This window comes from Mycobacterium sp. NGS62 (assembly GCF_059812285.1).
This window is the reverse complement of sequence record NZ_JCALCK010000016.1, coordinates 25,303-38,420: the sequence shown is the minus strand read 5'-3', so window position 1 is coordinate 38,420 and position 13,118 is coordinate 25,303. Positions and strand designations below refer to the sequence as shown.

Genomic DNA, 13,118 nt, shown 5'->3' with positions numbered 1-13,118 from the left:
CTTCCTGGCGAGATCGGAGTCCGCCCGAAGCGTGCGACCGGCTACAAGCGCCTTCATTGTGCGTTGCCCGCGGCGTTCACGATCGTGACCGTGCCCTGGGCTACGCAGACGGCTTTGTCGCCGTTGCTAATGTCGATGCGCGCTACTCCACTGCGATTGCCCAGCGACACGATGTCGGTGACGGCGACACACACACCGGTGGACACGGGTCGCAGCAGGTTCAGCTTGAATTCGGTGGTGGCGACCCATGATCCGGCCGGAATGACGGGGTAGAACACGACTCCGAGACAGTGGTCGACCATCGCCGATAGACATCCGCCGTGCAGGGTGCCGAAGGGTGTGAGCAGTTCGGCACGGGTTTCCATCTCTGCCACCAGCCGACCGGCGGCGAGTTCGGTGTGCCGAAAGCTCAGAAACGTCGACAGTCCACCCGCTGTGTTCGCCGATCTGAGCAGCTGGTCGGCGATCTGCTCATCGAAGTGCGCGAATGTCACTGCCACCACCATGCCCCTGCCTCCTGTCCGGTCATGGGTCGATCACCGTTCGAGCCCGCGAATCGTTTGAGCATGTCGCCGAATGCGCCGAGGTCGCCGTGCGCGCGGAGTGCTCGACATCGACGGCGATGAACCTGGCCGCGCGGTGAAGCACACGACGCGTCGTCGAAGAGGGGCACGGGCTAGACCGGCGTGGTCCAAGTGATGGGCAGCGATGTGTAGCCGCGGATCGGTCCGGACCGCAGCCGCCGCGCCGATTCAAGATCGACCTCCCAGTCAGGCACCTTGTCCAACAAAGCATCCAGAGCGATGCGGGCCTCCATCCGCGCCAGTGCCGCACCCAGACAGAAGTGGATGCCGCGACCGAAGGCGACCTGGTGCTCACTGGTGCGCTCGATGTCGAACACGTCAGGATCAGGGAAGGCACGCTCGTCGCGGTTGGCCGACCCGAACAACAGCAGCACCTTCTCACCTTGACGCATCGTCGTGTCATGCAGGATGACGTCGCGGGTCAGGGTTCGTGAAAGTCCCTGTGCCGGTGAGTCGTAGCGCAGCAACTCCTCGACTGCCGGCCCCAACAGTGTTCGATCGGCGGCCAGGCGTCGGCGGGTCTGCCGATGCTGGGCCAGTACGACCGCGGAGTTCCCCAGCAGATTGGTGGTGGTCTCGTAGCCCGCGACGAGCAGCAGCGCGCAGAAGCCGAGGACTTCCTCGTCGGTCAGTCCGATCCCGTCGACGGTGGCGTTGGCCAACGCCGACATCAGGTCCTCGCGGGGGTTTTTGCGGCGGTCGGCGAGGAAGTCGGTGAAGTAGGCGTAGATCGAGGTGGCGGCGGTCAGTGCGTCGGTGGTTTGTCCGTGGTTGACGTCGACCTGGACCAGTTGGCTCGACCACAATCGGAACTGATCACGATCGGTGGCGGGAACGCCCAGCAGATCGGCGATCACCGCGGCGGGCAGGATCGCGGCGAAGTCGGTCACGAAGTCCGCCGATCCGGAGCCCTCGTCGAGGCGCTCGAACAACTCCGCGGCCATCTGTGTGATGGCGCCCTGCAGCCCGGCCACCCGCCGGGGGGTGAACGCCCGGCTCACCAGGGCACGCAACTGGTCGTGGCGCGGAGGGTCCATCACGATCATCATCGGCAGGAACGAGCCGATGAAGTCCGATCCCGGCGGGGTGGGGAAGATGCCGTCCACCGAGGAGTACGTGCCGTGATCCAGTGCTGCGGCCTGGACGTCGCCGTGCCGGCTCAACACCCAGGTATGGGACTCCTCGGCGCGGTACACCGGAGCCGTGTCACGCAACGACCGATACGTCGGATAGGGGTCGTTGAGGATCGAGGCGTCGAACGGGTCGTAACGAATCTGCACCGAGACCACCAAGACCTCCGACCACCAAAGTAACGACGGTTTAGACTCGCAGTCTAAACCGGCCGACCGGGACAGGGGGGCAATGCGCAAGATTCCACGTCAGATCTCTGACCGGCTTCCCGCCGCGGCGGACTTGTTCGCCGAGAAGGGGCTCAACGACTCCAAGATCGAAGACGTCGCCGCGGTGACCGGTGTGCCGAAAGCGACGCTGTACTACTACTTCGCCGGCAAAGAGGACATCCTTGCCTTCCTGCTCGAAGACCTCCTCAAGGACATCTCCGATGCCGTGACCGCGATCGTGCACACCGACGGCACCGGTGCCGAACGCCTCGAACTCGTCATCCGCGCACAACTGCGGGCAATGGCGCAGCGGCCAGCGGTATGCCGTGCACTCATCGGCGAACTGGGACGAGCGGCCCGCATGCCGGCCATCGCCGAGATGATCAATACCGCCTACCAACAACCCGTCGAAACTCTGCTCATCGAAGGGGCCCGCGACGGATCCCTCGTCGCTCAGCCCGATGCACGATCGACGTCCATTGCGCTGTTCGGCGCGGTCACCATCAATGCACTCATGTACCTGGTCACCGAGAACCACCTCGACGAGACGGTGGTCGCCAGCACCCTCAGCGCCGTCATGTTCGACGGCCTGCGCCCGCGCACAGGAGACCAGTCATGAGCACCTACGGCCTGTCGGTTCTCGGCGGGGATCTGAAGTCACTGGCCCAAACCGCCCAGGCCGCTGATGCGGCCGGGTTCGACGCCGTATGGGCCTCGGAGTTCTACTCTCGGTCCGGATCGATCTCCATGGCCGCGATGGCCAACAGCACACAGAACTGTCGGATCGGTTCCTCCATTCTCTACGGCGTCGGCCGAAGCCCCCTGGTGCTGGCCACCGAGGCACGCGACCTCGACGAACTCTCCAACCGGCGACTGGTACTCGGCATCGGCAACGGCACCAAACGGATGATGAGCGACTGGCACGGCGTGCCCGACACCTCCGCACCCGCCCTGCGGATGGAAGAACTCGTGATGCTGCTGCGCCGGATATGGAACCTGCATGAAGGCCCGATCCATCACGAGGGCCGTTTCTACAGAATGAATCTCACCCCGACCGGCGACATGGGACCCTCCAGCCGGCCGATCCCGATCGTCACTGCCGGTGTCCGGCCCCGGATGTGCGAGGCGGCCGGGCGGGTGGCCGACGGCCTGGCCGGACATCCGCTGTTCACAACCACCTACGTCGAGGAGATCGTCCGGCCCGCTATCGCCAGGGGTGCCGCGCACACCGGCCGCGACCCCAATGACGTGGAAATCATTTCCATGGTGATGTGCGCCATCCACGACGACACCGAGGTCGCCAGGCGCGAACTGGCGCAGCAGATTGCGTTCTACTCCTCGGTCAAATCCTACGAGACGGTACTCGATGTGAACGGCTTCGCCAGCGAAGGCCGAACCATCCGAGAAGCATTCGCCCAGCGCGATTTCCCGGCGATGTTCGCCGCGGTGTCCGAGGAGATGATCGACACCATGGGTGTCGCCGGGACGGCACACGAAGTCCGTGAACAACTGAGACGCTACGAAGGCGTCCTCGACCACATCATGCTGTATTCACCATCGGTCGGCATCGCTGCGGAACGCGTGCAGCAAAACTTCGCCAGCATCATCCGGGAATGCTCGCCCGCCTCGATGTCGCCAGGGCGGTCCTGTCCACGTTCAACCTGATCCACGCATTGCCGCCCACGTCGACCCGTCGCCGCGTCCGCGGCCGCATCAGTGGCTCTGCCGCGCCGACCCCGCCGATGATTGCGTGGCGCTGTTGACGATGTTGGCGTCGTCGGTGTCGGGGAGGTCATGGCGGACCACGCGAACCCGTCCTTGAGGTAGGCAGGCCATGTAGCCGTGGCGCATACCATACAACTCCCACGCTGTCTGTTCAGCGTCGGGATCGACATCGATGCGATGTCCGCGCGAGAAGCTCAGGTGTAGTCCTCCATCGTCGCTGGAACAGGCCTGGGTGCACACTGCGCCGGCGAGGTTCAGCAGTGGGCGTTCGTGGGTCGCGATCCTGAGGGGGTCAATACGCACCGCCTCGATGGGGTAGGTGCCGACGGCAGGAAGGGTCAATAGCAGGGGGCAGGAGATGACGATTTCGTTGTAGTCATCGAAATCCAGAACCAGGCCGCCATGCAGCGAGAGGCGTTGTACAACAAGGTTTTCGATCCATTGGGTGTACATGGCAGTCTCTTTTCGACGCATCGTTGAGCCGTATCCCCAAAGAGTACGCTAAGTAGCGCTGCGATATCAGTAGTATCGTTATCGGTTGGCGGTGGGCCTAGCAGCGCTGGTCACGACGCGCCTGGTGGCTCGGTCAATGCGGTCGCGGGTGTCGGCGGCTGTCGCGCGGTCGCCGCTGAAGGCCACGAGGTTGGCCAACCAGATGTCGGAGATGACCCCAGCGACGTGCAGATCGGTAGGGGTGGGCTCGCCGCCCCTGAGCGTGCGGGCCAGCAGGATCTGGATCTCATCGGCCGCGCGGTCGAGTTCCGCGGCGGCGCGGGTGTCTGCGACGGCGAAGGCCCGTGTCATGGCCGTCGTCAGCCATGGGTCGCGCTGCCAGCGGTCATGCAGATGTGAGGTGAGCCGTTCGAGCCGTTCCAGCGGTGTGCCCTCACCACCCGCCCAGTCGCCGGCCGAGTCGAGTCGACGGAACTCGCGCGTCAGCGCTGCTACCAGCAAGTGGGTTTTCGCCGGGAAATAGCGGTAAAGCGTGCCGACGGCGATGCCGACCCGCTCGGCAACCGTCCGCATCTGAACCGCCTCGTAACCACCCGACGCAGCCACGGCCAAAGCTGCATCCAGAATCGTTTCCCGGCGCCGTGCGGAGGCGCGTGAACGCGACGCGTTAGCGGCCCGCTTCTCTGCAGCGACCGAGTTCGCTTCCGAAGGCAGGGTTTTCCCGCGGCTGCGCGCCTGAGGGAAAGTCATGACGGCCCCGGGTCCAGACCGCCGCGGCGCGAGAACTGCTCCAGAAGATCGCCGAAAGCGCTGACATCGCCGTGTGCGGCGAAGTGCTCAGGGCTGACGACAATGAACACTGCACTGGCGGTGAAGCGGGCGATCCCACCCTCACCCGTGCCTGTCGCCGTGACATGCAGCGCCCGCCCTTCACGAGAGACGATGTGGGCAGTAATCCGGTGGGTCTGATGCAGCGGCACCGGCCGCAAATATTCGACCGTCAGGGTGCGGGTCACCGCTGGGGTGCCGGCGATCCACAACGTGAAGCCCAGGACGTCATCACATGCGGCGGCCACTGCCCCGCCATGAGCCAGGCCCGGGGCCCCGATATGCCGCTCGTCGAACCTCACATCGGTGTACACCGCGTCGCCGCTGCGATGCACCACCAACCGCAGTCCGTGAGGGTTGTCCGGGCCGCAACCCATGCAGGTCGTGGTGTGCGAGGGCAGCCGCTCCGGCGGCAACACGCTTTTGGGCACCATCACCCTCCAATACGATCGGTTTCGCTGCGCTACCGTTAGTACCACACTGCTAGACTGCTGTGACAGCATCGCGTGAAAGATCGACCGCCGAGGTGAAAGAGTGAGCGACAGCCAGTCAGTGCCAGTCCCTGACGACGACGTGGACCCTCGGCGCATCCGGTCACGCACCCGGCTGCTGGATGCTGCTGCAACGCTACTGAGCACCGGTGGGGTGGAAGCAGTCACCATTGATGCAGTCACCAAAGCATCCAAAGTGGCCCGAACCACGCTGTACCGCCACTTCCACAGTTCGTCGCATCTGCTCGCAGCCACGTTCGAACGCCTACTCCCACAAGTGACCACTCCGGCACCGACCAGCGGACCCCTCCGTGAGCAGCTGATCGAACTGCTCAGCCGCCAAGCCGCACTCTTCAACGACGCACCGCTGCATGTCACGACACTCGCGTGGCTCTCATTGGGGCCCACCGGCTCCAATAACGAAGCTGATGACCGCCACACATCGGGGGCGCTGCGGGCCCGAGTCGTTGACCAATACCGTCAACCATTTGACGCCATACTCACTAGCCCGAGAGCACAAGCCCAACTCGACGACTTCGACCGGGAACTGGCGCTCTGCCAACTCGTCGGACCACTCGCCTTCGCCCGAATGACCGGGCTTCGCACCATCACTCACAATGACTGCGTGAACATCGTCGATGACTTTCTGGCCGCCCACCGCAAGACCGACAGCGACGCCAAAGAGTCGAAGACCGCCACCAAGAAGACGGGCCGCCCCGCGCGCTTAGCTCGCTAGGCAGAACGAAATCACAGCGTCCAGCCGGCTGGTCTTCGGACCCTTTTCGCCTTCTCGCAAATCGCGTCGGCGATGGCATCGAAGGACCGTTCGGTGCCATCATCGGCGAGGCCGTGCGCGCAGATTCCATGGGCATCCGCGTGACGATTCGTGCCGGCAAAGTGAGTGCACCACCCCAGTGTTCGGACCGCCGTTTCCCGCGTTGAGAACTCTTCCCCCTACGTCCGTGAGGTGTCTCGCGGGCAACTCCTCCCATCCGCGGTCTCGCACTGCTTGGGGCGCGGGGTGTCCGCGCCGCGGATCTTTACCCGAATATCGTCCGTCGTTAAGTGATCGTGCTGGCCCCGGAGTGCAAGAGGTGTGTGGGACTGGAAATTGAGCAGGGACTTGATGTGACGCGACAACGTCGGAGGTGCAATGACCGTGTGGCTGCGTGGCGGAAGATGCGGCAATGAACGCCCACGAGCTTCGCGACGACGATGTACATACGTGACGTGCTCACCGCGCACCCCGCTGGCTACGTCAGCAACATCAGGCGTAACCACCGTCCGACCGACGCAGGCGTCAGCCATGCCTGGCTACTCGACGATTAGCGTCCGGCAGCAGGGGGCAAGGGATCATGACATGGTTGAGTCAGAACCATCGGCCAATCACCGGTATCTGGATGAGGTCGCGGCCGGCCACAATGGGGTTTGCGACGCGGTGGCCGAGGCCCACGACCGGCAGTCGGGCCGACGAGCTCGATACCAAAACGCGGATCGCGCTGATCTGTGAACGTTCGCTGAACTTGTCCGAGACCATTGCTAGGGTTCGGTCGTCGGGTAGCGGAAGGGGCCGGTCATGCAGGTGGAGTACGACAGCGGAATGCGCTGCTTCCGAATCCAGGAGCATCCCTACGGCCCAGCTACGCTCGTCAACTGCTCGACTGCCTTCGACTCGTTTGAAGTGGTCGATGACAATCAGCTCGTTGTATACGCGTACGGAGGAGTTGCTGCTCGGTACAACTCCGAAGGACGCCTCCTAATGTGAAATCGACGCACCGGAGTCATTCTTGATCGGAGGTGCAATGACGATCGGCGATCTCCCCGATCTCTTTGACGGCCACGCCGCGCCGTCGCGCGACGAATACGTTCTTGCCCAAGGATTTCTGCGTAACCCGGAGTACTGCCGGGCAGTGCTACCCGATGAACGCATGTGGCCGCCGGAACTCGATCGTCTACCGGCAAATACCGACGGTCGGATTCGCATCGACCGCGCCGTCGTGTTCGCGATTGCGCAGCGCGTGATAACCGAACTCGACGATCCGTGGTCAGCCACGCAGTTGCACGCAGCGATCACGTTCTGGGGTGCGCCACCAGGGCAGTCGACGACACGTGCGGCCAAGCCGTTCGCGGATGCCAATGTCGCGGGGCGCCTGACCCAGGCAATTGAGATCACACGCGGTGAGGGACCGATCAGTGCGTACAAGGCGCTTAGCAGACACAAGCGACTGTGGGTTAGAGGCCTCGGCCCGTCGTACTTCACTAAGCTGATGTATTTCGCTGGATACGACGCGAAACCTTATCTCTCGCAGCCTCTGATCATGGACGACAACGTCATTGACGGACTGATCAAGGTCACCGGCCACCAGTGGGAAGCCTCAGTTGAGCACTACGCTCGCTACTTGGATCTGGCCAAGGACTGGGCCTACGAGTTCGCCACAGAACCCGACGTGATCGAACGGCGCATCTTCGCCCTCGGGTCGTGATCTGATTAGGTGAGGCATCGCCCTTCTCAATGAGTAGTGCTAATTCCATGGACTTAACCTGAGATCAAGATCCACGACCGAAGTATGGCAACGCGAATGTGGCTCTGGTGGTGGACTTGTGCGGCTCCCGGTTCGTAGGTTGCAGACATGGGCGCGAATGAGAAGCTTCTTGCGCGGCGCCGGGCATGGGAAGTGCAGCGAAAGAAGATAGAGGAACGGGCTCGCCGTGATCGCGCCAACGCGGCCGGTGCCGAGGAGATCCGGGCAATTCTCCATAGAGTTGACGCCGTTGATATTTGGGAACGCAAGCGCCTAGACCAGGCCGCTGGGAACATCCGCGCTGATGCGGTGAAGAGGCGGGCTGGTCACTTTCGCCGGCTGCAGGCTGTCGTCGAGCAGATGCGGGCTCGCGGCCAAACCGTCGCCCTGATCGCTGAACTCGTCGGCGTGGATGGCCGCGAAATTCAGACTGCCCTGCGCAGGGCACGCACTGGAGATCAGGGCGGACGGGGTTCAACAGCTTCGGCGGTAGCGAGTTCGAGACCTGTTGATGCAGTGAACCCGGCCGTCGACTCGAGCGTCGATCCACTGCCAGAGGATGTACCACGCGGTGCAACCGGTGAGGGTGTTGGCGGTGGACACGATCCGACCCGTTGTGTTCGTTGCGATGCGGTGATGCTTGATGAGGACGCCGCTCCTCGGCGTGGCCGTCGCCGGCTGTATTGCTCGGACACGTGTCGTCGTGATGCGTCTGCGGCGCGTACGGCCGCGCAGCGTCACGGGGCACCGATACGGGTCGTCGAGGTACCGAAAGTCATTGCATCACAGGAGCTATCTGCGCGGACGGGCGGACGCAACGAGCCCGTCTCACAGGTGGATGCCGTCGGAACCGCTCTGGATGACGCCGGGGTGCTGTGTGAGTTGCTCACACGTGTGGCAGAGCGGGCTCGGTGCAAGAAACTGGATCGGGCAACGCTGACGGCCGCGCGGGATCTGTCCAATGCCGTCCATCCACACCGTAGTTGGTGAGAAGATCAGGCGGATCAGCGGTTCATGTGTCGCGACCTCCGCCGGGAACGCCGTCCGGCGGGACTGCACCCGGTCATACTCGCGACGGTCCGACCCGCAGTGTGTATCGCCAGCTGCGCCAGGTCATTGACAGATACTCAATACTGGCCTGCAACTCGTAGACGGCATCCTTTCGCGCTTCAGCGATCATCACTGAAGCGTCCTCGGAGTGGGGTAGGCACCCGTTCTGCCGGCTGAATCCGTCAATCACGACGTCGATCAGGTCGTCGAACCGGCTAATCATCTGCTGCGCGTCCATGTCGGCGTGCTCCGCGATGAACTCGTCGCGGTCGTCGGGAGTCCAGGACGGAGGGAACGGCAGATGCGTTCGGTAGAGGTCTCGGATCGCGGCGTCGAGTCGGCCCGAGAATGCGATCTCCGGCCAATCAGTGACCGCGGCGTCGGCCAACCGCTCCAGATCTTCATCGAGATTCATGTCAACTGGCCTCCCCGTGTGCGTCCTGATGATGCCTTCCGGCACCGACAAGACAATGCGCGATTCCGGAGAACCACGGAGGCATCGCTATGCGGGTAGGTCTTCGCGGCGCTCATCGGCGACCGGAGCAGCCGGGATCTCAGGGTTACGCAGCGTGGTGGGGCTCGACCGCACCAGCGAGGGACGCGAGGATTGCGAGGCTTGTTCAGCCACTACATCTTTGTATGGCGGATAGAGGGTCCATAGCAACACATTCCGATGGTTACGTGCACCGTCGTCATCGATGACCCATCCCAGGCTCCGCAATGCCGGCGCGTGCCGCCTCAGAATTGCCGTGACATCGCGGCCGTTCTTCGGCCATTCTTTGGGCCGTCGCCAGTGGTCGCTGACCGGGGTGACCATCGTGAGGAGATCACCGCCAGATCTTCCGACAAGTGGTTCTCGGGTGTGCCGGCGCAGTTGTTCGATGAACGGGTCGGCGGACAGGCTGTCCTCGGAGAGCTGATCGGCGCGCGACAGGTAGCGACGAAAGCCATGGGTCGACAAGACCTCGTCCACGGCCGCCAAGGTGCGGCCAAAGTCCGCCATTCGTGGCGCATTGTCGACCACGATGGTCGCCAGGCGCTGATGGACGGCGCAGGCTAGGTCGAGGAGCCCTCCTAAAATGCCTGGTAGAGACTCCACCCAGATCTGTCGCATCGTGGCCTCCGGTTGTCGCATGTGGCGATCGATGCGTCGCAAGTCGACCGTCGCAAGTCGCTCTGCGAGGTCGGGACGTACTGCACCGACATCGATGCCGTTGATGATGACGCAGCGGCGGAACTTCACAACCGCCAGATCGGCGTCGGTGTAAAGCGCACGTTTGACGTTGCCGTCGCCGGTGGCGGCGCGGCACAGCGAGTCCGACAACCACGACGGGATGGCGGACAGGTTGTCCAGTGCGACTACCCACGAGCCTGAGGCCGCGGTCACCCAGGAGTCGGCGTCGCGCGGCGCCTGGCGCAGCGGGACCGGGGACGGATCAATGAGGTCGACCAGCATGCGTGTCGTCGTGCTCTTGGCGCTGCCTTGCTCCGCGAAGAGTGCCAAGACAGGATGCGGCACATCGCATTGGATCAGTGCAGCGACGAGCACCGCGAGCAACACGGGCCGATCTTCGACCGCGACATTGACGAAATCCCATAGCCGCTCCAGATCACCATTTGCCAGAGGTAGGGGCATGGCTGCGGTCAGCCTGGTTCGAGTGAACCGCACCGGAGCCGAGTCGAGGAGAGTCCAGCGGCCCGAGCCGACGCGAATGACCTTGCCGTCGGGTCGTCCGGTGTCGATATAGCTCGCGCCGTGGTGCTCGGCAACGCGCAGGTGCAGTTTCTCCGGGGCCTGGGCGGCGGCCAGACCTTCAAGGATCAACGTGGCGTCGGTGAGTGCTTGACCGCCGGCGACTGCGCCGGTCTCGGCGAAGTATCGGGCGGCAAGGTCGGCGCGTAACCCGGTTCGACCACCGCGAAGGAGCATCGCAATATGCGGACGCGTACGTTCGGCGCCAAACGGTTCGCCCTCTTCGGACACCCCGAGAAGGTAGCGTTCCTGTGCCATGCCCACCAGACGGGCGGCAACTGACCGCTTGTCCGCTTCTTCTTTGGCGCTCATAGGTTTTCCTGCCCGTGGTGCTTCTGCAGACAGGCATGACGAGCTATTCTCATGAGGAACTTCCGTGTGTGAGGTTCGGGTGGTTCGAACGAAAGGCCTCGGCTAGTCCCCGGGGCTTTTCGCTTGGATGGTTGTCATACGGCGTAGCCGCCTCCTCGACGGGTTGCATTCTCCCGCTGCGATATCCACCGCAGTACTTCGTCGCGCCGGTAGACGACCCGGCGTCCAAGGGTGAAGCTTGCCGGCCCGATATTCGAATGCCGCCAGTACCGCAGCGTCCCGACCGGGACTCCGATCATCTCCGACACCTGTTTAGCACCAAGCAGTTCCATGTTCAGCCTCCTAGATCAAACTTTCTCCGTACAGATCTCACCCTGCTGGTGGCTTTATCGATCTGTCCACCAGTAGCGTGCAATTCACGCTGAAATTGGTGCCGGTCGGCTCTTCTCACCGACTGTCGGTGGTCGGTGCCAAACTGGCGGTGGCAGAGGAGTAGCTATGCAAAGACGCAATCGCCGTGCCGGTGTCGAGGACCGCTGGCGGCGATCAGACGGAAGCCCCACGGCGCGTGCAGGCAAGGGACGCCGCTGGCTGGCACGTTATGTCGATGAGCACGGACAGGAGAACACCCGCTCTTTCGAGCGAAAGGTCGATGCGCAGGCGTGGTTGAACGAGATCACGGCCGCCCAAACGACTGGAACATATGTGGCACCAAGAGCCGGGCGTGTGACACTCCGTGAGTTGCATGTCAAATGGCTTGGTACTCAGGGTCATTTGAAGGAGACGACTGTCGCTACTCGGGCATTTGCCTGGTCCGGTTACGTGGAAAGCAGGTGGTCATCGGTTTCGGTGGCCGACGTGCAGACATCGGACATCAGGTCTTGGGTTCAGGAGCTCGCTGTCGGCGGTGCGAAGCCGGCGACCATCGAGAACGCACTCAGCGTGCTGAGGCAGATCCTGGAGATGGCCGTTGAGGACAAGCGGATATCCCGCAATCCGTGCGCGGGCGTTAAATCGCCACGACGACACCACCGGCCGCGGGGCTACCTGACTCACGAGCAGGTGGAACTCCTGGCTGGGGAGGTCGGCGACTATGCGACCGTCGTCCGGTTCCTGGCGTACACCGGGCTGCGCTGGGGTGAGATGGCAGCGCTGCGGCTGGAGTCATTCGACTTGCTGCGTCGCCGCCTCAACATTCGTCAGGCAGTCGCTGAGGTCGGGGGTCGGCTGGTCTGGTCTACGCCGAAGTCGCATGAGCGTCGTTCGGTGCCGTTCCCGGCGTTCCTTGCTGAGCCTCTGGCTGCGCTCATGGTCGGCAAGCGGCGCGAGGATCTGGTGTTCACCTCGCCCGAGGGATCGGTGCTGCGGGTCTCCACCTGGCGACCACGGGTCTTCAACGCGGCGGTCAAACGACTCCAGAAGAAGCATCTGGCTTTTCCAGCTGTCACGCCGCACGACCTTCGTCATACCGCGGCGTCCTTGTCGATCAGTGCGGGCGCCAACGTCAAGGCCGTTCAGACGATGCTCGGCCACGCGTCGGCGGTCCTAACTTTGGATACGTACGCCGACTTGTTCCCGGACGACCTGGAGCAGGTTTCTGCGGCGCTCGATGCCGCCAGAAGCAAGTCGTTGAAAGCCGCTGCGGACCAGCTGCGGACTGAGATGCAAGAAGGCCCCGACCAGAACGACCAGTCAGGGCCTCTCACCTGCGATGACGCGAGTCGGGGTGGCGGGATTCGAACCCACGACCTCTTCGTCCCGAACGAAGCACGCTACCAAGCTGCGCCACACCCCGCATGAAGCCACGACAGCGTATCGCACCGCCGCGGCGGCTCGCCAAAGTGGATTGGGTGCGGCAAACGATGGGTATTCAATGGTCGTCCGATCCTGGTGCGGTCGACAGCACCGGACGGATATCTCGGGTTGGTGATGCGCAGGTCACATTACGACTCGCAAGCGACGTGCCACACAGGATGCGGCGGAATACGCATTCCTGTCAGTAACGTTAAGCAAACTAATCAGCGCACGATTCGGTCCAACGGAAGCGAGAGAATCATGAC

General features: G+C 63.3%; 13 protein-coding genes, 1 tRNA gene and 1 pseudogene. 6 read left to right on the top strand and 9 right to left on the bottom strand.

Annotation, left to right across the window (positions count from 1 at the left end; all coding sequences use genetic code 11):
* Positions 1-53 precede the first annotated feature (53 nt).
* A complete protein-coding gene (locus AC5Y49_RS22885) occupies positions 54-506 on the bottom strand; it encodes a PaaI family thioesterase (RefSeq protein WP_064403593.1) in 453 nt (150 codons plus the stop codon).
* 170 nt (positions 507-676) lie between these two features.
* Positions 677-1,873 carry a cytochrome P450 gene (locus AC5Y49_RS22880; RefSeq protein ID WP_064403594.1) on the bottom strand — a complete coding sequence of 399 codons (1,197 nt, stop codon included), beginning with the start codon at positions 1,871-1,873 and terminating at the stop codon, positions 677-679.
* A 73-nt stretch (positions 1,874-1,946) separates the two neighbouring features.
* On the opposite strand from AC5Y49_RS22880, the gene AC5Y49_RS22875 reads away from it, so the two are divergent.
* Together AC5Y49_RS22875 and AC5Y49_RS22870 are read left to right on the top strand one after the other, a co-directional pair.
* Positions 1,947-2,543 (top strand): TetR/AcrR family transcriptional regulator, encoded by a 597-nt coding sequence (locus tag AC5Y49_RS22875; RefSeq protein WP_064403595.1) that lies wholly within the window; start codon positions 1,947-1,949, stop codon positions 2,541-2,543.
* On the top strand, positions 2,540-3,589 hold the full coding sequence (locus AC5Y49_RS22870; protein WP_499891567.1) for an LLM class flavin-dependent oxidoreductase: 1,050 nt from the start codon (positions 2,540-2,542) through the stop codon (positions 3,587-3,589). The genes AC5Y49_RS22875 and AC5Y49_RS22870 overlap by 4 nt, the downstream gene beginning before the upstream one ends.
* 48 nt (positions 3,590-3,637) lie before the next feature.
* Here AC5Y49_RS22870 and AC5Y49_RS22865 read toward each other — a convergent pair whose 3' ends face one another.
* The 3 genes from AC5Y49_RS22865 to AC5Y49_RS22855 all read right to left on the bottom strand — a co-directional run bounded on the left by AC5Y49_RS22865 (position 3,638) and on the right by AC5Y49_RS22855 (position 5,364).
* The gene (locus tag AC5Y49_RS22865; protein ID WP_499891565.1) at positions 3,638-4,102 is read right to left on the bottom strand and encodes a DUF6188 family protein; all 465 of its coding nucleotides are present in this window, start codon (positions 4,100-4,102) and stop codon (positions 3,638-3,640) included.
* Positions 4,103-4,180: 78 nt separating this feature from the next.
* Entirely contained in the window at positions 4,181-4,852 is a 672-nt protein-coding gene (locus AC5Y49_RS22860; RefSeq protein WP_499891564.1) for a TetR family transcriptional regulator, read from the bottom strand.
* Entirely contained in the window at positions 4,849-5,364 is a 516-nt protein-coding gene (locus tag AC5Y49_RS22855; protein WP_013471000.1) for a PaaI family thioesterase, read from the bottom strand. Before AC5Y49_RS22855 ends, AC5Y49_RS22860 begins: the two co-directional genes overlap by 4 nt.
* A 100-nt stretch (positions 5,365-5,464) precedes the next feature.
* Here AC5Y49_RS22855 and AC5Y49_RS22850 point away from each other — a divergent pair, with 100 nt between their 5' ends.
* The 3 genes from AC5Y49_RS22850 to AC5Y49_RS22840 all read left to right on the top strand — a co-directional run bounded on the left by AC5Y49_RS22850 (position 5,465) and on the right by AC5Y49_RS22840 (position 7,904).
* Positions 5,465-6,157 carry a TetR/AcrR family transcriptional regulator gene (locus tag AC5Y49_RS22850; RefSeq protein ID WP_499891562.1) on the top strand — a complete coding sequence of 231 codons (693 nt, stop codon included), beginning with the start codon at positions 5,465-5,467 and terminating at the stop codon, positions 6,155-6,157.
* Between the two features lie 624 nt (positions 6,158-6,781).
* Positions 6,782-6,931: a hypothetical protein gene (locus tag AC5Y49_RS22845; protein WP_499891560.1), complete on the top strand. Its 150-nt coding sequence runs from the start codon at positions 6,782-6,784 to the stop codon at positions 6,929-6,931.
* 292 nt (positions 6,932-7,223) lie between these two features.
* Complete coding sequence (locus AC5Y49_RS22840; protein ID WP_499891558.1) at positions 7,224-7,904, top strand: 8-oxoguanine DNA glycosylase OGG fold protein; 681 nt, start codon at positions 7,224-7,226, stop codon at positions 7,902-7,904.
* 1,102 nt (positions 7,905-9,006) lie between these two features.
* Here AC5Y49_RS22840 and AC5Y49_RS22835 read toward each other — a convergent pair.
* The 3 genes from AC5Y49_RS22835 to AC5Y49_RS22825 all read right to left on the bottom strand — a co-directional run bounded on the left by AC5Y49_RS22835 (position 9,007) and on the right by AC5Y49_RS22825 (position 11,390).
* Positions 9,007-9,408: a transposase gene (locus tag AC5Y49_RS22835; RefSeq protein WP_499891557.1), complete on the bottom strand. Its 402-nt coding sequence runs from the start codon at positions 9,406-9,408 to the stop codon at positions 9,007-9,009.
* A gap of 87 nt (positions 9,409-9,495) precedes the next feature.
* The gene (locus AC5Y49_RS22830) at positions 9,496-11,058 is read right to left on the bottom strand and encodes an AICE element replication initiation protein (RefSeq protein ID WP_499891555.1); all 1,563 of its coding nucleotides are present in this window, start codon (positions 11,056-11,058) and stop codon (positions 9,496-9,498) included.
* 134 nt (positions 11,059-11,192) lie between these two features.
* Positions 11,193-11,390, bottom strand: a complete 198-nt coding sequence (locus AC5Y49_RS22825; RefSeq protein ID WP_499891552.1) for a helix-turn-helix transcriptional regulator — start codon at positions 11,388-11,390, stop codon at positions 11,193-11,195.
* A 166-nt stretch (positions 11,391-11,556) separates the two neighbouring features.
* On the opposite strand from AC5Y49_RS22825, the pseudogene AC5Y49_RS22820 reads away from it, so the two are divergent.
* Positions 11,557-12,570 (top strand): annotated as a pseudogene (locus tag AC5Y49_RS22820) (tyrosine-type recombinase/integrase); the annotation flags it as partial.
* 209 nt (positions 12,571-12,779) lie between these two features.
* On the opposite strand, the gene AC5Y49_RS22815 reads toward AC5Y49_RS22820, so the two are convergent.
* A tRNA-Pro gene (locus AC5Y49_RS22815) sits at positions 12,780-12,853 on the bottom strand.
* Between the last annotated feature and the right edge of the window lie 265 nt (positions 12,854-13,118).